The following is a 22,865-nucleotide window of genomic DNA, read 5'->3' as shown; positions in this document are numbered from 1 at the left end:
GGTAGCGTGCGACGTTTCGTGTCTCAGACTTCCAGGAAGAACCCTTGGCCCTTCGTCGCATGCCTGGCGCCGTGACGTGGCACCGCCCCCCAGGCGCGGAATAGGCGGGCCGTGACCGCGCGCGTGCTGGTGGTGGACGACATCGCCGCCAACCTAAAGCTCCTCGAGGCCCGGCTGAACGCCGAGTACTACGAGGTGGCGCTGGCCAATTCCGGCCCGGAGGCGCTGCGGCTCGCGCAGTCCTGGTCGCCCGACGTCATCCTCCTCGACGTGATGATGCCCGGCATGGACGGCTACGAGGTCTGCCGCTTGCTCAAGGGCTCGCCGCTCACCTCCTACATCCCCGTCGTGATGATCACCGCCCTGGTGGACCAGGCCGAGCGCGTGCGCGGGCTCGAGGCGGGGGCGGACGACTTCCTCTCCAAGCCGGTCGACCACGCGACGCTCTTCGCGCGGCTGCGCGCGCTCCTGCGCACAAAGCAGGTGCTCGATGCCTTCCGCCTGCGCGCCGAGACGGCGAAGGACCTCGGCTTCGAGCCGATGCCCGACCCCTCCCGCAGCGTCACCGGCGCGAGCGCGCTGCTGGCGACTGAGGACGACGGGGAGGCGGCCTCCCTCGCCGCCATCCTAGCCCAGGACGGCATCCGCGTGACCCGCGCGCCCGACGCCGCCACCGCCTGGGCCCGCCTGCTGGGCGACGACTTCGACCTCGCGGTCCTCAGCCTCTGGCTCGACGAGGGGGAGGGGCTCCGGCTCGCGTCCCGCATGCGCGCGCAGGCCTCGACGCGGGAGGTCCCCGTGCTGCTCGTGGCGGACGTGGACCAGCGCAACCAGGTGCTGCGCGGCTTCGACCTCGGGGCCAACGACCACGTCCTTCGCCCGGTCGACGCGAACGAGCTTCGCGCGCGGGCCCGGAACCAGATCCGCCGCAAGCGCTACCAGGAGCGCCTGCGCGGCGACCTCCAGCGGAGTCTCGAGCTCGCGGTGACGGACAGCCTGACGGGGCTGCGCAACCGCCGCTACGTCACCCGCCACCTTGAGGGGCTGCTGCGCGCCGGGGGCGCCACGATGCTCCTGATCGACGTCGACCGCTTCAAGACGGTGAACGACACCTACGGCCACGGCTTCGGCGACGCCGTGCTGAAGGAGGTGGCCGAGCGGCTCCGCCTGCATCTCCGCGCTGTGGACGTGGTCGCGCGCTTCGGGGGCGAGGAGTTCGTCGTGGCGATGTCGCCGCAGCCGCCCGAGGACGCGACGATGGTGGCCGAGCGGCTTCGCCTGTCGATCTGCGAGCGGCCGATCCGGGTGGGGGAGCGCTCGCTCGAGGTGAGCATCAGCATCGGCGTGGCCGTCGCGGTGCCGGAATGCACGGTCGACACCCTGGCCGGCACCGCCGACCTCGCGCTCTACCGCGCGAAGGAGAAGGGGCGGAATCGGATCGAGGTCGCCGACGGCGCCGACTGGGCGCGCGCCCGCGCCTGAGCGCCGGCCCCCGGGCCGACGACGCGCGTCAGCGCCCGCCTTCGATCCCGAGGCCGCCGATCGAGGTGTTGATGAAGCGGAGATGCGCGCTCGGCGCCGGCGCCTCCGCCACCTCCTGCATCGGCCCGTTCGCGCGCACCATGATCGGGCCGCGCGGCGCGCCGCCCTCGGGGCGGTTGAAGACGAAGCCGTAGGTCGGGTAGACGCGGCCGAAGCTGCCGGGCTCGCGCCCGATCTGCACGCGCACCTCGGTCCAGTCGTTGTTGTCGGAGACGTCGATGACCGTGATGTCGCGGGTCACGGTGCCCTTGCGGATCCCCGGCCCTTCCCAGTTCGCGTGGTGCACCGTGATCTCGCGCGCCGAGACCTGCCGCTCGACGACCGCGACATGGCCGAGCCGCATGCCGCCCGAAGGCCGGAACACGAGCACGGAGCCGACCTCGGGGCGATGGCCGCGCTGGTAAAGGCCGGCCGCGTTGTTCCACCAGGTGCCGCCGTTGCCGATGATCTCGATGCCCGAGACCATCCGGGCGTAGGGCACGCAGGAAATCCGCGCCGCGAAGTCGTAGCGCGGCGCCATGGTGGCCAGGGGGGTCTCGCGCTCCTCGGCGCGGCGCGTCGCGCCGGCCTTCGGGCCGGAGGTGCGGAGCGGGCGGGAGGGCTGGGCCTCGCGCGCCCCGTCGCTCTCGCCGGCGGACGGGGCGGCGGAGACGTGCTTCGTGTTGCTGCGGCTGGGGGAGGCGGCGGCGCTTGCGATGAGCTGCGGCGCGAGCACCAGCCCGCAGGTCACGACGATGGCAGCAGCGTTCTTGGCCCGCATGTAGTCCCCCAAAACAGTGTCCTTCGCCCCCACCGGTGTTCGACCGGTCGCGCCGCTGCGGCGCCGTCACGCCGGTGTTACTCAGGCGGTGTTAGGGTCTGGGGCGAAAACCGGGCAACCGATGATCCCGCCGCGGCGCAGCAAAGGGATCGATTTGCCGGTTCGGCGAGAGCGCCCGTTCAAGGATCGGGAACGATGTCCTAGGGATTGGACAGAACGTCGTCTGAGGACACAGTGTGGCTGCCGGGCGGCCACAGAGTCTTAGTGGTTGAAAACGCAACGCTTTGGGCAACCATGCCGCGTCGGCGGTGCCTGATAGGGTGGCTCCGGGGCGGCCGGACGGCGCGCCCCGGGCCGGGCGCCGTCAGCGGCAGGCGGTGACCATGATCTCCACGAGGTGGCGCGGGTCGGCCATGTTGGCCTCGACGCAGGCGCGCACGGGGGCGCCGCCCTGGGGCAGCCAGCCCGTCCAGAGCTTGTTCATGGCGTCGCGGTCGCGGATGTCCTTCAGCCAGACCTGGGCCTGCAGCAGGCGGGTCTTGTCGGTGCCGTGCTCCTCCAGCGCGGCGTCGATCTTGGCCAGCACCTGCTGCGTCTGGCCGGTGACGTCCTGGGAGAGGTCGTCGGCGGTGATGCCGGCGAGGTAGACGAAGCCGTGGTACTCGACCGAGGTCGAGAGGACGGGGCCGACGCCCTTGCGAAGGATCGCGCTCATGTCTGAAGTCTCCGAGGCCGGAATGGCGCGGGGCTTCTAGGGCGCCGGACGGGGGGGCGGCAAGGCACCGCCCGCCCGGCGCCCCGGAAAGCCCGCCCAGGGCACCCGGCTCAGGGCACCCGGACGGGGCCGCCGCTCGCCGCCGCGTGGATCATCGTCTCGAAGACGCTGACGCCGTGGACGGCCTCCTCGAGGGGCAGCGGGTAGGCCGGCCCGCCCGCGACAGCCGCGGCGAAGGCCTCCAGCTCGGCGCGCTCGATGTCGGCCCGCTCGAAGCGCCGCTCCCAGCCCTCGCCCTCGCGCGGGTGGAAGACGAGCGTCTCCGCGTCGCGCTGCTCGAGCCGGCCCTGGCTGCCGAACAGCCCCACCCGCCAGACCCGCGGCGCCGAGGCGAGGGTGGCGAAGAGCCCCGTCGGCCCGGCGCGGAAGCGGCAGAGCATGGCGGTCGTGTCGTCGAGCCCGTTCTCCAGCACCCGGGCCTGGCTGAGGACCGAGACCTGCTCGATGGGGCCCGCGAGGTTGATCAGCGCGTCGATCATGTGGATGCCCATGGCACCCATGCCGCCGAGCGGGCTCTCGTGGGGGTCGGCGCGCCACATGCCGGGCTTCCAGCCCTCCGCGCCGGCGCCGCTGATCTGGCCCTCGACGTGCATGAGCGTGCCGAGCGCGCCCTCCGCCAGCAGGCGCTTCATCTCGGCGATCGCCGGCAGGAAGCGCCGGTTGTGGCCGAGCGCCAGGACGACGCCCGCCTCCCGGCAGGCCGCGACCGCCGCCTCGGCCTCGGCCTTTGAGAGGGCGAAGGGCTTCTCGACGAAGACGTGGCGGCCGGCCCGCGCGGCCGCGACCACCTGTCCCGCGTGCTGCCGGTGAGGCGTGGCCAGCACCACGGCCTTCACCCGCGGGTCGGCGAGGACGGCGTCGAGGTCGGGCAGGAGGTCGATCCCCTTCTCCGCCGCCCAGCCGCGCGCCTTGTCCGGGCTGCGGGTCGCCCCGGCGACGAAGCGGAGGCCGGTGCCGTTCCGCCCCTGCACGCTGTTCACCAGGGTCTGCCCCCAGCGCCCCATCCCCACCAGCGCGGCTTCCAGCATCACGGCGTCTCCTTCGGTGCCTCGAGTTGTCGGGCGATCCCGCCCATGCGGGAGAGGCCCCAGGCAAAGATCCCGACGGCCAGCAGCGCGGCGACGAGCGTGGGCAGGCGGAGCCCGAAGGCCTCCCCCGCCGTGCCGAGGGCGAGCGCCCCGAGCGCCGGGCAGGCGCGGGTTACGAGCGCCCAGAGCGACATGATGCGTCCCCGCATGGCCGGCGAGGCCGCCGTCTGCGCCAGCACCTGCACGGAGATGCCGTGCGCCGAGGCCGCCGCCCCGATGAGGGCCGCGCAGAGCATGGCGACGGGGAAGGCGCCGGTCGCGACGAAGGCCGCCGTCGCCGCGGCCTGGGCGAGGATGGCGAGAACGGCGACGCGGGTGGTGCCGGCCAGCCGCCCGCGCGAGGCCACCACCAGCCCGGAGACGAGCGCGCCGACCGCGAAGCAGGCGGTCAGGGCCGCCAGCGACTCCGCGCCCCGGCCGAAGAGCCGCTCGACATAGGGCGGCAGGATCTCCTGCACGCCGCGCAGCAGCACGGAGGTCGCGGCGGAGAAGGCGATGATCGGGCCGAGGCCGGGGTGGCGGGCGACGTAGCGGAAGCCCTCCAGCGTTTCGGCGAGAAGGGAACTCGTGGCGGGGTGGCCGCGCCGCTGGGCGGCGTCCACCCGCAGCCAGGGCATGGAGAGGCTGGCGAAGCTCTGGCCGAGGGCGTTGCAGAGGATCGCCGGCGCGACGCCCCAGGCCGCGATGACCGCGCCTGCGACCCCTGGGCCGATGAAGCGCGCGACGTTGAAGAGAAGGCTGTTCGTCGCGACCGCCGCCGGCAGGTCGTCCCGCCCCACGAGGGCGGGGATCAGCGTCTGCCGCGCCGGCTGCGCGAAGGAGGCGGCGCTGCCGCTGACGAGCTCGAGGGCGAAGAGGAGGCCGATGGAGATGCCCCCCGTCGCCGTCAGCGCGGCGACGGTCAGGGCCTCGGCCGCGATCACCCCCTGGGAGACCATCGTGAGCCGCACCCGGTCCACCCGGTCCGCCAGCGCGCCCGCCACGGGGCTGACCAGGACCGCCGGCGCGAGGTCCGCGAAGGCGATCAGCCCCACCCAGGCGGCGCTGCGGGAGAGTTCCCAGGCGAGCCAGGCGACGCCGATCCGGTGCATCCAGAGGCCGGTCCAGGCGCCGAGGCTGGCCCCGAAGAAGATGCGGGCGTTGCGCGTGGCGAGCGCCCGGCCGAGCGGGCCCGCGACGATCCGGGCGAAGGGCGAGGCCAAGGGCGCCTCAGCGCCCGGAGAGGCCCCCACCGGGCGCGGGGCGGGCGGGCTCGGCGCCGCGCACGCATTCGGCCGCGATCCGGTCGCGCTCGTAGACCTGGGCAATCTGGTCCGTGATCACCTGCGGCCCGAGGTAGGAGGTGGTGCCGACGCGGGCGTTGTAGTCGTCCTGCCGCATGGTCTGGCCGCGGTCGCGGTAGTTCACCACGCGCTCCGCCTGGGTGCGGCAGGCGGCGTTCAGCGCCGCGCGCTCGCCCCGGGGCGCGCCGCCGCCGGTGCCGGGGAGCGGCGCGCTGCAGCCTGCCGCCAGCAGCAGGGGGAGCAGCGCGGGGAGGAGGGGGTTCATGCGGGCGTCGCTCCGGTGGTCTCGATCCGCGGCGGGGAAGGCGGCGGCTGGCGTGGTGGCAGGCCCGGCCGCGCGAGCCGGACCCTCAGACCCTCTTCATCGAAGCGGGCGGCGCCGTCCAGGGGTTGGGTCGCCGCGGCGCGAAGAAGGTCGGGGTGCAGCACGGTTCCCTCGCGCCCGATGTCGAAGAGGCCGCGCAGCCAGGAGGCGCGACCCATGACTTCGAGCAGGGCGAGGAGGCGGAGGAGGGTGGCGACCCCGTCCGCGTGGTCGAGCCCGATCCGGCGGTCCAGCGCCTCCGCCCAGCAGCAGGCGTCGCGGTCCTCCAGTACGAGGTCGAGGGAGGGGTCGCCGGCGAAGCGGAAGGCCCGGGGGGGACCGTGGAGGGCGGCCGAGGCCGCGTCGCGCGCGGCGTCCCAGGCGAGGAGGAGCGCCCGGGGGGCCACGGCGGGCGTGGCCTCGGGCGGGAAGGGGATGGCGTAGGCGGTCGGCATGATCCCTCCCGACATGGGCCCGCCCCCGCCGAAGATCAGGCCTTGACGGCTCAGAGGCCCTTCAGCGTGTCCTGGGTGTCGAAGTCGCGGAGCACGCCGTCGTCGGCCATCTCGACGTTGACCAGGCGGTCGCCGTGCTTGCCCGTGAGGTGGCGGGCGCCGACGTCGCCCGAGATCGCGAGGATCTCCGCGAAGAGCTCCCGCCCCCAGAGGACGGGGTTGCCCTGCTTGCCCCGGAAGGTCGGCTGCACGATGGCGCGCCCTTCCTCCGGGTCGAAGGCGGCGAGCAGTCGGTCGAGCATGGCGGGGCCGACGAGGGGCATGTCGCCGAGCAGGACGAGCACGCCCTCCACGTCCTCCGGCAGGGCGGCGATGCCGGCCTTGAGCGAGGCGGAGAGGCCCTCGGCGTAGCCCTCCGCGTGGGTCATCAGCACCGGGCGCCCGGCCAGCGCCTCCTCGACGCGCTCCCGCTCGTGGCCGGTGACGACGAGGACGGGCCGCGCGCGGCTGGCGAGGGCGTTCTCGACGACGCGGACGATCATCGCGCGCCCGGTCCGGTCCGGCACCATCAGCTTGTTCAGCGGCGCCATGCGGCGGGACCGCCCGGCCGCCAGCACGAGGGCCGCGACCCGCCGCGGGCGCCGGGGGGCGAGGACGGCGGGCTGGGAGGGGGCGTCGCCCCGGGGCAGCGGCCGGGTCTCGATCTCCTTCAGCAGCCCGCCGACGCCCATGCGCATGATGGCGCGGGGGGGGACGGGCACGCCGGCGAAAAGGCGCTCCAGCACCCAGTCGAAGCCGTTCACCTTCGGGCTGCGCGCGCAGCCCGGCAGGACCATGGCCGGCACCTCCCCAATCCGCCCGAGGCAGAGGAGGTTGCCGGGGTCCACGGGCATGCCGAAGTGCTCGATGGCGCCGCCCGCCTTGATGATGGCGGCCGGCGCCACGTCGCGCCGGTCCACCACCGCGGAGGCGCCGAGCACGAGCAGGAGCTCCGCGCCGGCCTTGCGGAGGCGGGAGAGGGCTTCGGCGATGGCGGCGGTCGCGTGGGCGCAGCGCTCGGCCGGCAGCAGCGTGCCGGCCAGCGCCTCGACGCGGGCGCGCGTGGCCTCGATGCCGCTCTCGATCACCTTGTCCTTCATGCCCGGCAGCGCGCTGGCGACGAGGCCGACCCTCAGCGGGCGGAAGGGGTGCAGCGTCATGGCGGGGGCGCCGCGCAGCATCGCCTCGGCCACCTGCAGCGCGCCGGCGGGGGCGGCGAAGGGGATCACCTTCAGCGTCGCCAGCATGTCCTTTGGCGCGACCACCGCGTGGTCGGGCAGGGTCGCGAGCGTCAGGCTCTCGTCCAGCCCGTTGAGGCGGTCCACCATGGCGGCGTCCACCCGGAGCAGCCCCGCGGTCTCGGCGGTGAGGTTCACGCGGCCCGTCGCGGCCCGGCTGCGGGCGATGAGGGGGCGGAGCATGGCCTCGGCCATGCGGTCCGCGGCCTCGTTCTCCGGGATGTCGCCGGGCTCAAGCCGGGCGGCGATCACCTCGGGGTGGCGGGCCGCGCGCAGCGCCTCGATGGCCTCGGCGTCGAGCACCGTGCCCTTCTTGATGACGCGGCCGGGCAGGCGGAGGGTATGGGCGAGGACGGCGCCGCGCGCCTCCTCCAGCGGGGTGGGGCCGAAGATCACAGGGGCTTGCCCCGGCGCGCCGCGACGACCTGGGCGATGATCGACAGCGCGATCTCGGGCGCCGTCACGGCGCCGATGTCGAGGCCGACCGGGGCGCGGATGCGGGCGATGGCCTCGGCGCCGTGCCCGGCCTCGGTGAGCCGCTCCACGCGCTTGGCGTGGGTGCGGCGGCTGCCGAGCGCGCCGATGTAGAAGGCCTCGGACTTCAGCGCGACGTCGAGCGCGGGGTCGTCGAGCTTCGGGTCGTGCGTGAGGGTGACGATGGCGGTGCGGGAGTCGGGCCGCAGCGCGAGCAGCGCGTCGTCCGGCCACTCGTCGACCAGCGTGACATCGCCCTGGAAGCGTTCCTCCGTCGCGAAGGCGCGGCGCGGGTCCACCACCGTGACGGCCAGCCCGACCGCGGTCGCCATGGGCACCAGCGCCTGGGCGACGTGGACGGCGCCGACCACGATCAGGCGCGGCGAGGGCACCTGGGGCTGGACGAACCAGGTTTCCTCGCCGGCCGTGACCGGCCCGGCGCGGTCGTCGCGCAGCGCGGCCTCGGCGGCGTCCCGCAGGGCGTCGGGCAGGGCCTCGTCGGGGTGCAGGCGCTGGGCGCCGTCGGGCAGGCGCGTCAGCAGCGCGACCGGGCGCCGGGCGGCGCGGGCGGCCTGGAGGGTCTCGAGGGTGTCCGGCGTCACGCGAGCGGTTCCACGAAGACCTTCAGCTTGCCCCCGCAGGCGAGCCCCACCTCCCAGGCGCGCTCGTCGGTGATGCCGAAGTCGAGAAGCTGGGGCGCGCCGCTCTCCATCACCTGCTTCGCGACATCGGCCACGGCGCCCTCGATGCAGCCGCCCGAGACGGAGCCCGCCAGGCGCCCGCTGCCGGTGACCGCCAGGCGGGAGCCGGCGGGGCGGGGGGAGGAGCCCCAGGTCTCCACCACGGTCGCCAGCGCCACGCGCTCGCCCTCCGCGCGCCAGGCGCGGGCGGTCTCCAGGATGTCCTCGGTGCCGCTCATGCCGATCGTCCTCCGTTGGGCGCGGGCGCCGAGAGGGTGGCGACCAGGGCGCGCAGGCTGTTCAGGTTATGCACTTGGCGATGCTCGTCCACGTGCGGGAGGAGGGCGCGTATGCCGGCGGCGCGGGGCTGGAACCCGGCGTAGCGCAGCAGCGGGTTCAGCCAGATGAGCCGGCGGCAGGAGTGGGAGAGGCGCTCGGCGGCCTCCGACAGCCCCTCCGCGCCGCCGCGGTCGAGGCCGTCGGTGATGAGCAGCACCACGGCGCCCTGGCCGAGGACGCGCCGCGCCCAGAGGCGGTTGAAGCGGTCCAGCGCCTCTCCGATCCGGGTGCCGCCCGACCAGTCCGGCAGGATGTGGGAGACCGCCTGGAAGGCGACCTCGGGGTCGCGGTTGCGCAGAGCCCGCGTGATGTTGGTCAGCCGCGTGCCGAAGACGAAGCTGTGGACCCGGGCGCGGTGGTTCGCCACCGCGTGGAGAAAATGCAGCAGGATCTGCGCGTAATGGGCCATGCTTCCCGAGACGTCGCAGAGCAGCACCAGCGGCGGCGGCTGGGTGACGCGGCGCCGGCGGGCGATGCCGGTGATCTCGCCGCCCATCCGCATGGAGGCGCGGATCGTGGCCCGCAGGTCCGCGCGGGGGCCGGAGGGGTCGGGGCGGAAGCGCCGCGTCGGGCGCTCGGCCAGCGGCAGGACGAGGCGGCGGATCGCGCGCTTGGCCTCGGCCAGCTCCTCCACGGTCATGGCCTCGAAGTCGAGGCGGTTCAGGCGCTCGCGCTCGCTCACCGTCAGGGCGGCGTCGTCGCGCCGCTCGGGCTCGCCCGTGGGCGGCGCGGGCGGGGCGGCGCCGGGCATGGCGTCCGAGACGCGGCGGGCGGCGGGGGGAAGGCTCTCGGGCGGCGCGTCGGGGTCGAGGGCGCCGAGAGAGGCGTCCGGGTTGCGCCAGAAGAGGTCGAAGGCGGCGTCGAAGACCTCGAAGTGGTCGCGCCGGTGGATCATCGTGGCTCGGAGCGCGGCCCGGAAGGCGGCGCGGTCCGAGAAGGGGACGTGGGACAGGGCCTCGGCGGCGCCCAGGGTCTCCGCGGGGCCGACCGGCAGCCCGGCGCGGCGAAGGACCCGGCCGAAGGCGAGGAGGTTCGGGGCGAGCGCGCTCAAGAGCCCGCCTCGCGCGCCTCCTCCACCCGTCGGGCCAGCTCGGCGCCGCGGAGGCGGGCGATGTCGTCCTGGTACTTCAGCAGCACGCCGAGCGTTGCCTCGGCCGTCGCGGGCTCGAGCTCCCGCCGGTCGAGGGCGGTCAGCGCCCGGGCCCAGTCGATCGTCTCGGCGACGCCGGGCGGCTTGAAGAACTCGTCCCCGCCCCGCAGGCCCTGGGCGAAGGCGACGACCTGGGCGGAGAGCCCGGCCGGCACCTCCGGCGCGCGCCGGGCGAGGATGGCCCGCTCCCGCCCCGCGTCGGGGTAGTCCACCCAGTGGTAGAGGCAGCGGCGCCGGATGGCGTCGTGGACCTCGCGCGTGCGGTTGGAGGTGATGACCACCACCGGCGGCGTCTCGGCGCGGATGGTGCCGAGCTCCGGCACGGTGATCTGGAAGTCGGCGAGGATCTCGAGAAGGAAGGCCTCGAAGGGCTCGTCGGCGCGGTCCAGCTCGTCGATCAGGAGGAGGGCGGGGCTGCCCTCGATGGCCTGGAGGAGGGGGCGGGCCTCGAGGAAGCGGCGGTCGTAGAGGCCGTGCTCGAGGCTCGCGCGCCCGGAGCCGCCCGCGCCCTCGGCGAGGCGGATCGCCATGAGCTGGCGGGCGTGGTTCCACTCGTAGGCGGCCGAGGAGAGGTCCATGCCGTCGTGGCACTGCAGCCGCACCAGCCGGCGCGGGAGCTGGGCGGCCAGGACCTTGGCGATTTCGGTCTTGCCGGTCCCGGGCTCCCCCTCCAGCAGGATGGGGCGCCCCATGGCCAGCGCCAGGTGGACGGTGGTGGCGAGCGCCCGGTCCGCGACGTAGCCGCCGGCCTCGAGCAGGGCCTGGGTGGCGGCGACGTCGGCGGGGGCGCGAGCTTCGGCCAAGCCCCGGTCAGCCGAGGACGAAGAGCAGCATCAGGATGCCGAGGAAGACGGCGCCGCCGAGCCAGAGGTTGATCGGCAGGCCCAGCGGCTCGCGCGGGATGGCGTCCAGCGTGTCCCAGATGGTGCGCTTGGCCGCGGCCGGGCGGAGCGCCGCGGTGGCGGTGCGGCCGGCCGCAATCGGCGCGCCGTCGGGGCGCGGCTGGGTGGGGACGGTGTCGGAAGAGGCCATGCTGTCGGTCGCCATCGTCGGGGTTTCGGAGGGTTCAGGCGCAACGGGCGCCGGCGGAGCAAGTTGTGCGGCGAAGCGGTCGAAGAACTGATCGGCCATCTGCCGGGCGGTGCTGTCCACCAGCCGGGCGCCGAGCTGGGCCATCTTGCCGCCGACCTGCGCCTTCACGGTGTAGTCGAGCTTCGTGGAGGAGGGGCCCTCCTCGGTCAGGGAGACGTCGGCGCCGCCGCGGGCGAAGCCCATGGCGCCGCCCGAGCCCTCGCCGGTGATGGTGTAGCCCTCGGGCGGGCGGACGTTGGTCAGCGTCACCTTGCCGCCGAACTTCGCGGACATGGGGCCGATGCGGACGGCGACCTTGGCCGCGAAGCTGTCGTCGCCCGTGCGCTCCACCGACTCGCAGCCGGGGATGGCGGCCTGGAGGACGGCCGGGTCGTTCAGGGCTTCCCAGACGCGCTGCCGCGGCGCCTCGATGAGGCGGCTCCCGGTCATGTCCATGGCGCGTTCTCCGTTCTGCGGGTGGGTTGGGGGTGTTCCTGCGGGGCGCAAGCTAGGGGCTGAGCCGCCGGGGGGAAAGGGCGGGGCCCTCCCGGCCGGCGGCCCGCTCCCGCGCCGCCCGCGCATGGCCGCCTGTCTGGCAGGCGGCCAGGGCGGGTGTTAGCCTGGGGGCAAGGCGGATGTTCCGCGTGCCAGGCCCGGCGAGCCCCTTCGGCGCGGGCCCGAGGCCAGCACCCCGGGAGGCGAGCATGCCCTACGTCATTGGTGAAGACCTGCCGGAGGCGCCGGCCGGCGCCCGCTTCCGCGCCCTGCTGGACCGCCCGGGCATCCTGCGCCTTCCCGGCGCCCACACCGGCATGGCGGCGCTGCTGGCCAAGGGGGCGGGCTTCGAGGCGCTGTACATGTCGGGGGCGGCCATGTCGGCCAACATGGGCCTGCCCGACCTCGGCATGATCACGGTCGACGACGTCTGCTGGTACATCCGCCAGGTCGCCCGGGCCTCGGCCCTGCCGGTCCTGGTGGACGGGGACACCGGCTACGGCGAGGCGCTGAACGTCATGCACATGGTCCGCGCCTTCGAGGAGGCGGGGGCGGCCGCGGTGCATCTCGAGGACCAGCTCCTGCCGAAGAAGTGCGGGCACCTGAACGACAAGAAGCTGGCCGACCCGCACGACATGGCCGCCAAGGTCGCCGCCGCCCGCAAGGCCCGCCGCCACCTCTACCTCATCGCCCGCACCGACGCGGCGGCGAGCGAGGGGATGGACGGGGCGGTGGCCCGCGCGAAGCTCTACATCGAGGCCGGGGCGGACGCGATCTTCCCGGAGGCGCTGGTGACCGCCGAGATGTTCCGCGAGTTCGCCCGCCGCATGCCCGGCGTGAAGTTGCTGGCCAACATGACGGAGTTCGGCCGCACGCCCTTCTTCACGGATCGCGAGTTCGAGGAGATGGGCTACGCGATGGTGATCTGGCCGGTCTCGGCGCTGCGGGTCGCCAACAAGGCGATGGAGGAGCTCTACGCCGCCATCGGCCGCGACGGCGGGACCCACCGCATGGTGGACCGCATGCAGACCCGCGCCGAGCTCTACGAGACCATCCGCTACCACGAGTACGAGGCGCTGGACGCGAGCCTCGTCCGCACCGTCATCCCCGAGGGGATGCCGCAGCGCGAGGCGGAGGGGGCGGGGCGGTGACGCGGCGCCGCGGACTTCTCGCCCTCGCCTCCCTCGCCCCCGTCGCGGCCATCGCGCGCCCGGCGGCCGCCCAGGACGGGCCGCAGCCGAAGCTGCCGACCGAGCCGCTGGTGATCGTCACCCGCGACGGCCGGCGCCACGCCTTCGAGGTGGAGATGGCGCTCGACCCCGCGCAGCAGACGGTCGGGCTCATGTTCCGGACCGAAGTCGGGCCGAACGAGGGGATGCTCTTCGACTGGGGACAGCCGCGCGAGAGCAGCATGTGGATGCGCAACACCATCGCCTCGCTCGACATGGTCTTCATCACCGAGGGCGGCACGGTGCTGCGGATCGCCGAGCGCACGGTGCCGCGGAGCCTCGCCACCATCAGCTCCGGCGGGCCGGTGCGCGCGACGCTGGAGCTGGCGGCGGGGACGGCGGAGCGGCTGAACATCCGGGTGGGCGACCGGGTGGAGCAGCGCATCTTTGGCACAGCGCGCTAGCCCGGACCGCCGCGCCGGGGCGCCCCGGCGGTGAGCGGGGACGCGGCGGCCGAGATCCGTCGCGGCTACGCGCCGGGCGTGCTCGGCCGATGCGTCGAGATGCACGCCACGACCTAACGCCCGGCTCTCCGGCTTCGGCCGCTTCTTCGAGGGACGGGTCGCGGCTGGGCTGGGCGAGTTCGCGGACCGGCTGGACCATCCGCCGAACGGCTTCTGGGCCGCCCGGCGCGGCGGGCGCGTGGTGGGCACGGTCGCCATCGACGGCGAGGACCTGGGCGAGGGGATCGCCCATCTCCGCTGGTTCATCGTGGAGGAGGGCGAGCGCGGCTCCGGCCTTGGCCGACGCCTGCTGGGGGAGGCGCTGCGCTTCTGCGACGCCGGGGGCTTCGCCGCCACGCGTCTCTGGACCTTCCGCGGCCTCGACGCCGCCCGACGCCTCTACGAGGGGGCGGGCTTCCGCCTCGTGGAGGAGCGCCCCGGGCGGCAATGGGGCGAGGAGGTGATGGAGCAGCTCTTCGAGCGGCCCGCCCCCGCCCCTGGAGGGCGCTCCTAGAAGGGTAGCACCAGCGTCTGCCCGAAGCGGGGGACGATGAAGTCGCCCTCGGCCAGCCCGGCGGCGGCGCGGGCCTTGGCGAGGGCACGGGCGGGCTCGTCGATGCCCTCCTGGGTGAGCTTGAAGGTCCCGAAATGCATGGCCACCGCGGTCCGCACGCCCAGGTCGGCGCGGGCGCGGACGGCTTCCTCCGGGTTCATGTGGACCGCGCGCATGAACCAGCGGGGCTCGTAGGCGCCGATCGGGATGAGGCCGATCGGGAAGGGGCCGAGGGCCTCGCCGATCTCGCGCAGGTGGCCCCCGTAGGCGGTGTCCCCCGCGAAGAAGAGGGAGCCGGCCGGGGTGCGGACGGCGAAGCCGCCCCAGAGCGAGCGCCCGCGGTCGCGGATGCCGCGGGCGGAGAAGTGGCGGGCGGGAAGGTAGGTGACGGTCGCGGCCCCCACCCTGGTCTCCTGCCACCAGTCAAGCTCCTCCGCCGCAAGGATGCCGTTGCGGGCCAGGATGGGCGCGTTGGCGAGCCCCGTGATGATCCGGGGGGCGCCGAGGCGGCGGAGCGTCGCGACGTCGAGGTGGTCGTAGTGGTTGTGCGAGAGCAGCACCGCGTCGACCGGCGGCAGGGCCTCGAGCGCGAGGCCGGGCGCCCGGGCGCGGCGGGGGCCGAGGAAGGTGAAGGGGCTGCACCGCTCGGACCAGACGGGGTCCGTTAGCAGCGTCGGCCCGCCCGCGACGCGGATGAGGAAGGTCGCGTGGCCGACGAAGGTGATAGCGGCGTGGCCCGGCGGCGGCTCGGCCGGCGGCGCCTCGGGCGGGTCCGTCACCCGCCGCGGCCAGGGCGTGCCGGTGCCCTCCCGCATCATCTTCCAGACCTGCCCGAGGGGCTGGCCGGACGGGCCGCCGTCGGGGTTGAGGAAGCGTCCCTCGGCGTCGCGCTGGGCGCCCTGGCGGCCTCCCGGAGGGCTCAAGCCCGCACCTTCACGCCCAGCTCCCCCGCCATGTCGAGGGCGAACTGCCAGGCGACGCGGCCGGAGCGCGAGCCGCGGGTGACCGTCCACTCCTTCGCGCGCGCCAGCAGCGCCTCGCGCTCGATGGGAAGGCCGAGCGCCTTGGCGTAGCCCTCGACCATCGCGAAGTAGGTGGGCTGGTCACAGTTGTGGAAGCCGATCCAGAGGCCGAAGCGGTCGGAGAGGGAGACCTTCTCCTCCACGGATTCGCTCGCGTGGATGGCGCGCTGCTGCTCGTTCTCGATCATGTCGCGCGGCATGAGGTGGCGGCGGTTGGAGGTCGCGTAGAAGACGACGTTCTCCGGCCGGCCGGCGATACCGCCGTCGAGCACCGACTTCAGCGCCTTGTAGTCGGCATCCTCGCGCTCGAAGGAGAGGTCGTCGCAGAAGACGAGCACGCGGCGCGGCTGGTCGCGCAGGATCTCCAGCAGCTCCGGCAGGGTCGCGATGTCCTCGCGTGCGATCTCGATCAGCGCGAGGCTGCCGGGGATCTCGGCGTTGGCGCGCGCGTGGGCGGCCTTGACGAGGGAGGACTTGCCCATGCCGCGGGCGCCCCAAAGCATGGCGTTGTTGGCGGGCAGGCCGCGGGCGAAGCGGAGGGTGTTCTCCAGCAGGAGGCCCTTCTGTTGCTCCACGCCCTGGAGGAGGGCGATGTCCACCGCCGAGACGCGGCGGACGGGGACGAGGCGGGGCAGGGGGGCGGGGTGCCAGACGAAGGCGTCCGCGCCGGCGAGGCGGATCGGCGCCGCGGGCGGGGGCGCCATGCGCTCCAGCGCCTCCGCGATGCGTTTGAGGAGGGCTTGGTCCATCGTGCTCTCGTCGGTTGGCCGGGCGGGTTTGCCGGGGGGCCCGGCCGCCTCCGCTTGACGCGGGGGGGCGGACGGCTAGTTTCCGCCCCTCTTCGCACCCACAACGCCCGGACGGAAGCCCAGCCCCATGTTCATCTCCCCGGCCTTCGCGCAGGACGCGGCCGCAGGCGGCGCCGCCGGCATGCTGATGCAGTTCGCGCCGCTGCTGCTCATCTTCGGCGTGTTCTATTTCATCCTCATCCGCCCGCAGCAGAAGAAGCTGAAGGAGCATCGGGACATGCTCGGCCAGCTCAAGCGCGGCGACCGCGTGGTCACCGGCGGCGGGCTCGTCGCCACCATCACGAAGGTGAAGGAGGGCTCGGACGAGATCGAGGCCGAGATCGCGCCGAACGTCCGCGTGACCCTCGTGCGCACGACGATCGGCAGCGTCATCCGCCCGACGCCGGCCAACGACACGGTTCCCGCCAAGTCCTGAGCGGCCCGCCGAACGCGCGAAGGGCGCCGCGGGGATGACCCGCGGCGCCCTTCGTCGTTCCGGCGCCGTGGCGGCGGACCGAGACCGTCAGGCCGTCTGGCCGGAGGTCATGCCCTTGCCCATCAGCGAGGCCACGAACTCCCAGTTGACGAGCTTGTCCAGCCAGTTCGTCAGGTAGTCCGGGCGGCGGTTGCGGAAGTCGAGGTAGTAGGAGTGCTCCCACACGTCGACGCCCAGCAGCGGCGTGCCCTCGCCGGTGGCGACGGGGTTGGAGCCGTTCGGGGTCTTGGTGATCTTGAGCTTGCCCGAGGCGTCCTCGATCAGCCAGGCCCAGCCCGAGCCGAACTGCGTGACGCCGGCCTGCTTGAAGTCGTCCTTGAACTTCTGGAGGCCGCCGAGGTCGCTCTCGATGCGGCTCATCAGCGCGCCCGGGATCTTGTCGTCGCCGCCGTTGGGCGACATCACCTGCCAGAACAGGAGGTGGTTCCAGTGCTGGCCGGCCTGGTTCAGCACGGGCAGGCCGTCGGCGCCCGCCTTGCCGGCCTCGGCCACGATCTGCTCGAGCGTCTTGCCCTGCAGGCCCTTGCTCTCGATGAGGCCGTTCAGCGCCGTCACATAGGCCTGGTGGTGCTTGCCGTGGTGCAGCTCCAGCGTCTCCTGCTGCATGCCGCGCGCGGCCAGCGCGCCGGGATCATAGGGCAGGGGGGGAAGGCTGAAGGCCATGGGCATCTCCTTGTGGTTCGCTCGGCGCGCAGTGTCGCGCTTGCGACCCCCTCGGCCAAGGCCGGGGGGCGTCACGCCGGCGCGAGACATGGGAGGCCGGGCGGCGCTTGCCACCGGGGACCCCCGGGTCCAAGTCGCCCCGATGGACGCGACCCCCGACCTTCCCGGACCGGCTGGCCTTCTGGCCGGCTTCGCCCGGCGGCACGATCCCGACCGCTTTCTCTCCGCCCTCTTCGCGCCCGCCGAGGCGCGGGAGACCCTCTTCGCCCTCATCGCCTTCAACCACGAGCTGGCCCGGGCGCGGGAGGCGGCGCGCGAGCCGATGATGGCGCTGATCCGCCTCCAGTGGTGGCGGGAGGCCGTGGAGGAGGCGGCGGCCGGCGCCGCGCCGCGCCGGCACGAGGTGGCGGGGCCGCTCTCGGCCGAGATCCGGGCGGGGCGGCTCGACCCCGCGGCGCTGCTGGCCATGGTGGAGGGGCGCGAGGCCGAGGAGACCGGGGAGGACGCGGTCCCGCTGGCCGAGCGGATGCGGGCCACCGCCGGCGTGATGGCCGCCGAGACGGGACGGGTGCTGGGTGCCGGGGAGGAGGCGATGACGGGGCTCCGGCAGGTCGGCACCGCCTACGGCATCGGCGGCACGCTGCGCAGCCTCGCGGCCCTGGCGGCCCAGGGGCGCGACCCCCTGCCGCCGCACGCGGAGCCGCGGGAGGCGGCGCGGGCGCTGGCCCGGGATGGCCTCGCGCTGCTCAAGGCCGGGCGGCGGGGCCTGGCCGGCCTGCCCGCCCGGGCGGTGGCGGCGGCGCTGCCGGGGGTGCTCGCGCGGCGGGACCTCGCGCGGGTGCTCCGCCCCGCCTGGCAGCCCGGGCAGGCATCGGGGCCGCGCGGCGCGGGCGACCGGCTGGCCGTCGCCTGGGCCGGCTGGCGCGGCCGGTTCTGAGGCGCGCCCGGGTATCACGCAATCTCGAACGGACGGGCCGGCAGTCGCCGCCTAGCCTCCGCCGCCCCGACGCAGGATTCGACCCTCTTGAACATTCCGACGGTCCAGGCCGCCTTTCCGAAGCGGCCGCTGCGCATCCACGCGCCGGTCGCGCGCTGGCGGGGGTGGCTCTCGGCCCTCGGGATGCTCGTGATGGCCATCGGATTCGGCTGGTGGGCCGCGGCTTCCCTCCTGCCGACGCTCCTCTCCGACTACGAGATCCGGGCCGGCGCGGTTCCGGCCGCGGGGCGGGTGGAGAACGGGCGCTGCACCGCCCGGATGGGGCTGCTGCAGACCTGCTCCATGACCCTCGTCTCGGCCGCGCCGACGAAAAACGGCGAGCCGATCCGCCAGGGCGCCGAGTACGTCTTCGCCGAGCCCCATCTCGGCGACTACAGCGTGCGGCTGCTGGCCGATCCCTCCCGGCCCGGCCAGCTCACGACCGACATGGGGCTGGACCACCTCGGCAACCGCGCCGCCACCCTCGCGGCCGCGGCGGTGCTGGTCCTGCTGCTGCTGGGCGGCGGCGTGCTGCTCGTGCGGGCCGCGGGGCGCGCGCGGCGGGACATGGAGGCCCTGTCCGGGCAGCCGCTGATGCCGGTCGCGGTGGTGGTGGGCGCCGACCCGAACGGCTGGCAGGTGCGCCCGGCCGGCGGCGGCAAGCCGACGCTCTGGCCCCTGCCGAAGAAGGCGGAGCCCTTCTGGCTCGACGCGGAGGGGCGGGTCGCGCTCGGCGTCACGGCGCCGGGCCTGCCGGTCTTCGCTCTCGACCGGGACCTCGCCTGGGCGGACTTCTCCGAGGAGGAGCGGGAGGGGCTCCGGCGCGCGGCCGCGGCCTGAGGGGGGCTCAGGCCCGCTTGCGCTTGCGCGCCGGCGCCGCCACGGGCCGCCCCGCGAGGAGCGGCGCCAGGAAGCGGCCCGTGTGGCTCTCGGGGTTGGCGGCCACCTGCTCGGGCGTGCCCTCCGCCACGATCCGCCCGCCGCCGTCGCCGCCCTCGGGGCCCATGTCCAGCAGCCAGTCGGCGGTCTTGATGACCTCGAGGTTGTGCTCGATCACCACGACCGTGTTGCCCTGCGCGACGAGGGCGTGGAGCACCTCCAGCAGCTTGCGCACGTCCTCGAAGTGCAGGCCGGTCGTCGGCTCGTCAAGGATGTAGAGGGTGCGCCCGGTGGCGCGGCGGGAGAGCTCCTTCGCCAGCTTGATGCGCTGCGCCTCGCCGCCCGAGAGCGTCGTCGCCTGCTGGCCGAGGTGGATGTAGCCGAGGCCGACCTCGCTCAGCACCTTCAGCTTGTCGCGGATGGCGGGGACGGCGGAGAAGAACTCCAGCCCCTGGTCCACGGTCATGTCCAGCACGTCGGAGATGGACTTGCCGCGGAACTTCACCTCCAGCGTCTCGCGGTTGTAGCGCTTGCCCTTGCAGGTGTCGCAGGTGACGTAGACGTCGGGCAGGAAGTGCATCTCGATCTTGATGAGCCCGTCGCCGCCGCAGGCCTCGCAGCGGCCGCCCTTCACGTTGAAGGAGAAGCGGCCGGACTTGTAGCCGCGGGCGCGTGAGTCCGGTAGCTCGGCGAACCAGTCGCGGATGGGCGCGAAGAGGCCCGTGTAGGTCGCGGGGTTGGAGCGGGGCGTGCGGCCGATCGGGGACTGGTCGATGTCGATGATCTTGTCGAGATGCTCCAGCCCCTCCAGCCGCTCGTGCGGCGCGGGCACGGTGCCGGCGCCCATCAGGCGGCGGGCGGCGGCCTTGTAGAGGGTCTCGATCACCAGCGTGGACTTGCCCCCGCCCGAGACGCCCGTGACGCAGGCGAAGGTGCCGATGGGGAGCGAGGCCGTGACGTTCTTGAGGTTGTTGCCGCTGGCGCCGACCACGCGGAGCTGCCGCTTGGGGTCGGAGGCGCGGCGCGTCTCCGGCAGGGGGATGGAGCGGCGGCCGGACATGTAGGCGCCGGTTATGCTGTCGGGGTTGGCGGCGACCTCGTCGGGCGTGCCGTGGGCGATGATGCGCCCGCCGCCTGCCCCGGCCGTCGGGCCGATGTCCACGAGGTAGTCGGCGGCGCGGATCGCGTCCTCGTCGTGCTCGACCACGAGCACCGTGTTGCCGATGTCCCGCAGGCGGCGAAGCGTGCCGAGAAGGCGCTCGTTGTCGCGCTGGTGAAGGCCGATGGAGGGCTCGTCCAGCACGTAGAGCACGCCGGTCAGGCCGCTGCCGATCTGGGAGGCCAGGCGGATGCGCTGGCTCTCGCCGCCCGAGAGGCTGGCGCTGCCGCGGGCGAGCGACAGGTAGTCGAGGCCGACATCGACGAGGAAGCGCAGGCGGTCGTTGATCTCGCGCAGGATGCGGCGGGCGATCTCCTGGCGCTGGGGGTTGAGCTGGTCGTAGACGCCGGCGAACCACTCCATGGCCTTGCGGATCGAGAGGTCGGAGGATTCCGCGATGTTGAGGCCGGCGACCTTCACCGCCAGCGCCTCGGGCTTCAGCCGGGCGCCGCGGCAGACATGGCAGGGGCGGTCGGACTGGTAGCGGCTGAGGTCCTCGCGGATCCAGGGGTTGTCGGTTTCGCGCAGGCGCCGCTCGAGGTTGGGGATCACCCCCTCGAAGGCCTTCTTCACCTCGTAGGCGCGAAGGCCGTCCTTGTAGCGGAGGGTGATGACCTCCGAGGTGCCGTTCAGGATGGCGTCCCGCACGGGCTTCGCGAGGTCGGCCCAGGGCGTGTTGGCGGAGACCTTGAAGTGCCGCGCCAGGCTCTCGAGCGTCTGGTCGTAGTAGGGGGAGGAGGCGCCGCCGGCCCAGGCGGCCACCGCGCCCTCGGCGATGGACTTGGCGTCGTCCGGCACGACGAGGGCCGCGTCGAAGAAGGTCTCGCTGCCGAGGCCGTCGCAGGCGGGGCAGGCGCCCTGGGGGGAGTTGAAGGAGAAGAGCCGGGGCTCGATCTCCTCGATCGTGAAGCCCGAGACGGGGCAGGCGAAGCGGGAGGAGAAGACGGTGCGCTCGCCGTTGTCGGCGCCCTCCAGGTAGACGACGCCGTCCGAGAGGCCGAGCGCCGTCTCGAAGCTGTCGGCCAGGCGCTGGCCGGCGCCCTCCCGCACCACCACGCGGTCCACCACCGCCTCGATGTCGTGCTTCTTCTTCTTGTCGAGCGCGGGGACCTCCTCGATGCGGAGGAGGGCGCCGTTGACTTTCACGCGCTCGAAGCCGCGGCGCTGGAGCTCGGCCAGTTCCTTCTTCCACTCGCCCTTCTTGCCGCGGGCGACGGGGGCCAGGATGAGGAGGCGCGTGCCCTCGGGCATGGCCATGACCCGGTCGACCATCTGCGAGACGGTCTGGGCCTCGATCGGCAGGCCGGTGGCCGGGGAATAGGGGATGCCGACGCGCGCCCAAAGGAGGCGGGTGTAGTCGGCGATCTCCGTCACCGTGCCGACGGTCGAGCGCGGGTTGTGGGAGGTCGTCTTCTGCTCGATCGAGATGGCCGGGGACAGGCCCTCGATGCTGTCCACGTCGGGCTTCTGCTGGAGCTCGAGGAACTGGCGCGCGTAGGCCGAGAGGCTCTCGACGTAGCGGCGCTGGCCCTCGGCGTAGATCGTGTCGAAGGCGAGCGACGACTTGCCCGAGCCCGAGACGCCCGTGATGACCGTCAGCGTCCCCTTGGGGATGTCGAGGTCGATGTTCTTGAGGTTGTGCTGCCGGGCGCCGCGGATGCGAATATGGCCGCCGGTGCCGATCTCGAGGCTGCCGCGATGGGCCAGGCGGTTGGCGGCGGCTCGGCCCTCGCCGGGCCGGTCGGCGCCGCTCCGGTTCGAGACGGTCTCGGGCAGGCTGTCGGGCAAGGGAGAGCGGCCTCTGTTCGCATTGTGTTCTGGAGCTTGTGCCACCATATAATGGTGACGGGAAGGGGTCGCCGGGGGGCGGTCCCGGACCGGGCTCCCCCGGGAGCCGGCTTCGGCGCCCCCGGGAACCGGCCCTGGTTCCCCCAGGGGGTGGCATCGCCGGCCCCCGGGGGGTAGCTTCGTCGGCCCGCGCCCGAATCCCAAGGGGAATTCTGCGCGCGGCGACGATTTGGGATCAGCGGTGGCGCGAGGCCACCGGGTCTGTATGGGTTTCGGCCGGGTTCGCCCGGCCTTTCGAGGATGTGGGTGGCATGGCCGGCAGCGTCAACAAGGTGATCATCCTGGGGTCGCTGGGGAAGGACCCCGAGGTCCGGAACTTCCAGAACGGCGGGAAGGTGGTGAACCTGCGGGTGGCGACGAGCGAGCGCTACAAGGACCGCGAGGGCAACCAGCAGGAGCGGACCGAGTGGCACTCGGTGGCGATCTTCAACGAGAAGCTCGGCGAGATCGCCGAGCGCTACCTGAAGAAGGGCAGCCAGGTCTACCTCGAGGGCCAGCTTGAGACCCGGAAGTGGACCACGAACGAGGGACAGGAGCGCTACTCCACCGAGATCGTGCTGCGCCAGTTCCGCGGCGAGATGACGCTCGTCGGCGGCCGCAACCAGGGCGGCGGCGGCGGTGACGAGGCCGGCGGCGGCTTCGGCGGCGACCGGGGCGAGCGCTCCGGCGGCGGCTTCGGGGGCGGGGCCTCGGGCGGCGGCTATGGCGGCGGGCGGGGCGGCGCCTCCTCCGGCGGGGCGGCCAAGCCGGCCCGCGGCGGTGGTGGCGGCGGTGGCGGCTGGGACGCGCCCAAGGCGGACCTCGACGACGACATCCCATTCTAGCGGGCGGTAGTTAGAAAGTGTAAACTAGCTACCGTTTGGTGAACGTTTTCAACATCTTAATTGCTTTCTTCGTGTAGCCCTGTTCCCCTTCTGAGCGCCCGAAAGCACGCGGTACTTGGATTTGTAAACACAGAAGGGGAACGGGGGCGTTTTCACCCAGTAAACTTGGGCGAATTACAGAAACGTTTGCACCCTGCGTGTAAACTAGATGTCGCTGAGCGTAGGCCTCAAAAATTTAGGTAGACGGAAATTATCAGGGCGGCCTACAACCGGGTCGCTCTGGAGGCCCGTT

The 22,865-nt window shown here is 73.7% G+C and carries 24 protein-coding genes; 8 read left to right on the top strand and 16 right to left on the bottom strand.

The features are described from left to right. The first annotated feature begins 111 nt into the window (after positions 1–111). A complete protein-coding gene (locus EAH89_RS14845; RefSeq protein ID WP_140884473.1) occupies positions 112–1,482 on the top strand; it encodes a PleD family two-component system response regulator in 1,371 nt (456 codons plus the stop codon). 28 nt (positions 1,483–1,510) lie between these two features. Here EAH89_RS14845 and EAH89_RS14840 read toward each other — a convergent pair whose 3' ends face one another. From EAH89_RS14840 to EAH89_RS14785, 12 genes are all read right to left on the bottom strand, one after another. Further along, a complete protein-coding gene (locus EAH89_RS14840; protein ID WP_140884472.1) occupies positions 1,511–2,302 on the bottom strand; it encodes a CHAP domain-containing protein in 792 nt (263 codons plus the stop codon). A 364-nt stretch (positions 2,303–2,666) separates the two neighbouring features. Next, positions 2,667–3,017, bottom strand: coding sequence for a RidA family protein (locus tag EAH89_RS14835; RefSeq protein ID WP_140884471.1), 351 nt, complete (start codon positions 3,015–3,017; stop codon positions 2,667–2,669). Positions 3,018–3,127: 110 nt separating this feature from the next. Then, positions 3,128–4,105 carry a Gfo/Idh/MocA family protein gene (locus tag EAH89_RS14830; RefSeq protein WP_162861319.1) on the bottom strand — a complete coding sequence of 326 codons (978 nt, stop codon included), beginning with the start codon at positions 4,103–4,105 and terminating at the stop codon, positions 3,128–3,130. Continuing rightward, the gene (locus EAH89_RS14825; protein ID WP_241667032.1) at positions 4,105–5,367 is read right to left on the bottom strand and encodes an MFS transporter; all 1,263 of its coding nucleotides are present in this window, start codon (positions 5,365–5,367) and stop codon (positions 4,105–4,107) included. The genes EAH89_RS14830 and EAH89_RS14825 overlap by 1 nt, the downstream gene beginning before the upstream one ends. Positions 5,368–5,374: 7 nt before the next feature. Next, positions 5,375–5,713, bottom strand: a complete 339-nt coding sequence (locus EAH89_RS14820; protein ID WP_140884469.1) for a hypothetical protein — start codon at positions 5,711–5,713, stop codon at positions 5,375–5,377. Then, complete coding sequence (locus EAH89_RS14815) at positions 5,710–6,207, bottom strand: hypothetical protein (protein WP_194152335.1); 498 nt, start codon at positions 6,205–6,207, stop codon at positions 5,710–5,712. The genes EAH89_RS14820 and EAH89_RS14815 overlap by 4 nt, the downstream gene beginning before the upstream one ends. Before the next feature lie 50 nt (positions 6,208–6,257). Continuing rightward, entirely contained in the window at positions 6,258–7,880 is a 1,623-nt protein-coding gene (locus EAH89_RS14810) for an NTP transferase domain-containing protein (protein WP_140884468.1), read from the bottom strand. Further along, positions 7,877–8,560 (bottom strand): XdhC family protein, encoded by a 684-nt coding sequence (locus tag EAH89_RS14805; RefSeq protein WP_140884467.1) that lies wholly within the window; start codon positions 8,558–8,560, stop codon positions 7,877–7,879. The genes EAH89_RS14810 and EAH89_RS14805 overlap by 4 nt, the downstream gene beginning before the upstream one ends. Beyond that, positions 8,557–8,877, bottom strand: coding sequence for an XdhC family protein (locus tag EAH89_RS14800; protein WP_140884466.1), 321 nt, complete (start codon positions 8,875–8,877; stop codon positions 8,557–8,559). Before EAH89_RS14800 ends, EAH89_RS14805 begins: the two co-directional genes overlap by 4 nt. After that, positions 8,874–10,028 carry a vWA domain-containing protein gene (locus EAH89_RS14795; RefSeq protein WP_140884465.1) on the bottom strand — a complete coding sequence of 385 codons (1,155 nt, stop codon included), beginning with the start codon at positions 10,026–10,028 and terminating at the stop codon, positions 8,874–8,876. The genes EAH89_RS14800 and EAH89_RS14795 overlap by 4 nt, the downstream gene beginning before the upstream one ends. Next, the gene (locus tag EAH89_RS14790; RefSeq protein ID WP_241667031.1) at positions 10,025–10,930 is read right to left on the bottom strand and encodes an AAA family ATPase; all 906 of its coding nucleotides are present in this window, start codon (positions 10,928–10,930) and stop codon (positions 10,025–10,027) included. The genes EAH89_RS14795 and EAH89_RS14790 overlap by 4 nt, the downstream gene beginning before the upstream one ends. Before the next feature lie 7 nt (positions 10,931–10,937). Then, complete coding sequence (locus EAH89_RS14785; protein ID WP_140884464.1) at positions 10,938–11,654, bottom strand: CoxG family protein; 717 nt, start codon at positions 11,652–11,654, stop codon at positions 10,938–10,940. 248 nt (positions 11,655–11,902) lie between these two features. On the opposite strand from EAH89_RS14785, the gene prpB reads away from it, so the two are divergent. From prpB to EAH89_RS14770, 3 genes are all read left to right on the top strand, one after another. After that, on the top strand, positions 11,903–12,844 hold the full coding sequence (gene prpB / locus EAH89_RS14780; RefSeq protein WP_140884463.1) for a methylisocitrate lyase: 942 nt from the start codon (positions 11,903–11,905) through the stop codon (positions 12,842–12,844). Further along, positions 12,841–13,326, top strand: coding sequence for a DUF192 domain-containing protein (locus EAH89_RS14775; protein ID WP_140884462.1), 486 nt, complete (start codon positions 12,841–12,843; stop codon positions 13,324–13,326). The genes prpB and EAH89_RS14775 overlap by 4 nt, the downstream gene beginning before the upstream one ends. Positions 13,327–13,495: 169 nt before the next feature. Next, complete coding sequence (locus EAH89_RS14770) at positions 13,496–13,879, top strand: GNAT family N-acetyltransferase (RefSeq protein ID WP_338325532.1); 384 nt, start codon at positions 13,496–13,498, stop codon at positions 13,877–13,879. On the opposite strand, the gene EAH89_RS14765 is transcribed toward EAH89_RS14770, so the two are convergent. Beyond that, positions 13,876–14,841 (bottom strand): MBL fold metallo-hydrolase, encoded by a 966-nt coding sequence (locus tag EAH89_RS14765; protein ID WP_241667030.1) that lies wholly within the window; start codon positions 14,839–14,841, stop codon positions 13,876–13,878. The two genes, EAH89_RS14770 and EAH89_RS14765, sit on opposite strands and share 4 nt — an antisense overlap. Then, positions 14,838–15,689 carry an ATP-binding protein gene (locus EAH89_RS14760; protein ID WP_140884461.1) on the bottom strand — a complete coding sequence of 284 codons (852 nt, stop codon included), beginning with the start codon at positions 15,687–15,689 and terminating at the stop codon, positions 14,838–14,840. Before EAH89_RS14760 ends, EAH89_RS14765 begins: the two co-directional genes overlap by 4 nt. A 127-nt stretch (positions 15,690–15,816) precedes the next feature. On the opposite strand from EAH89_RS14760, the gene yajC reads away from it, so the two are divergent. Further along, the gene (gene yajC, locus EAH89_RS14755; protein ID WP_140884460.1) at positions 15,817–16,164 is read left to right on the top strand and encodes a preprotein translocase subunit YajC; all 348 of its coding nucleotides are present in this window, start codon (positions 15,817–15,819) and stop codon (positions 16,162–16,164) included. Positions 16,165–16,251: 87 nt separating this feature from the next. Here yajC and EAH89_RS14750 read toward each other — a convergent pair whose 3' ends face one another. Beyond that, on the bottom strand, positions 16,252–16,887 hold the full coding sequence (locus tag EAH89_RS14750) for a superoxide dismutase (RefSeq protein ID WP_140884459.1): 636 nt from the start codon (positions 16,885–16,887) through the stop codon (positions 16,252–16,254). Positions 16,888–17,029: 142 nt separating this feature from the next. On the opposite strand from EAH89_RS14750, the gene EAH89_RS14745 reads away from it, so the two are divergent. Together EAH89_RS14745 and EAH89_RS14740 are read left to right on the top strand one after the other, a co-directional pair. Beyond that, entirely contained in the window at positions 17,030–17,824 is a 795-nt protein-coding gene (locus tag EAH89_RS14745; protein ID WP_140884458.1) for a squalene/phytoene synthase family protein, read from the top strand. A gap of 87 nt (positions 17,825–17,911) precedes the next feature. Beyond that, complete coding sequence (locus EAH89_RS14740; protein ID WP_140884457.1) at positions 17,912–18,703, top strand: hypothetical protein; 792 nt, start codon at positions 17,912–17,914, stop codon at positions 18,701–18,703. A 7-nt stretch (positions 18,704–18,710) separates the two neighbouring features. Here the strand turns inward: EAH89_RS14740 and uvrA are convergent, their stop codons facing one another. Beyond that, entirely contained in the window at positions 18,711–21,584 is a 2,874-nt protein-coding gene (gene uvrA / locus EAH89_RS14735) for an excinuclease ABC subunit UvrA (protein WP_140884505.1), read from the bottom strand. 416 nt (positions 21,585–22,000) lie between these two features. Between uvrA and ssb the strand changes: the two genes are divergently transcribed. Beyond that, positions 22,001–22,573 (top strand): single-stranded DNA-binding protein, encoded by a 573-nt coding sequence (gene ssb, locus EAH89_RS14730; RefSeq protein ID WP_140884456.1) that lies wholly within the window; start codon positions 22,001–22,003, stop codon positions 22,571–22,573. The last annotated feature ends 292 nt before the right edge of the window (positions 22,574–22,865 follow it).

The sequence above is a fragment of the Muricoccus nepalensis genome (genome assembly GCF_006438825.1).
Taxonomy (GTDB): domain Bacteria; phylum Pseudomonadota; class Alphaproteobacteria; order Acetobacterales; family Acetobacteraceae; genus Roseomonas; species Roseomonas nepalensis.
Note: the sequence above shows the minus strand (reverse complement) of the source record. Positions and strands in the feature narration are given on the sequence as shown.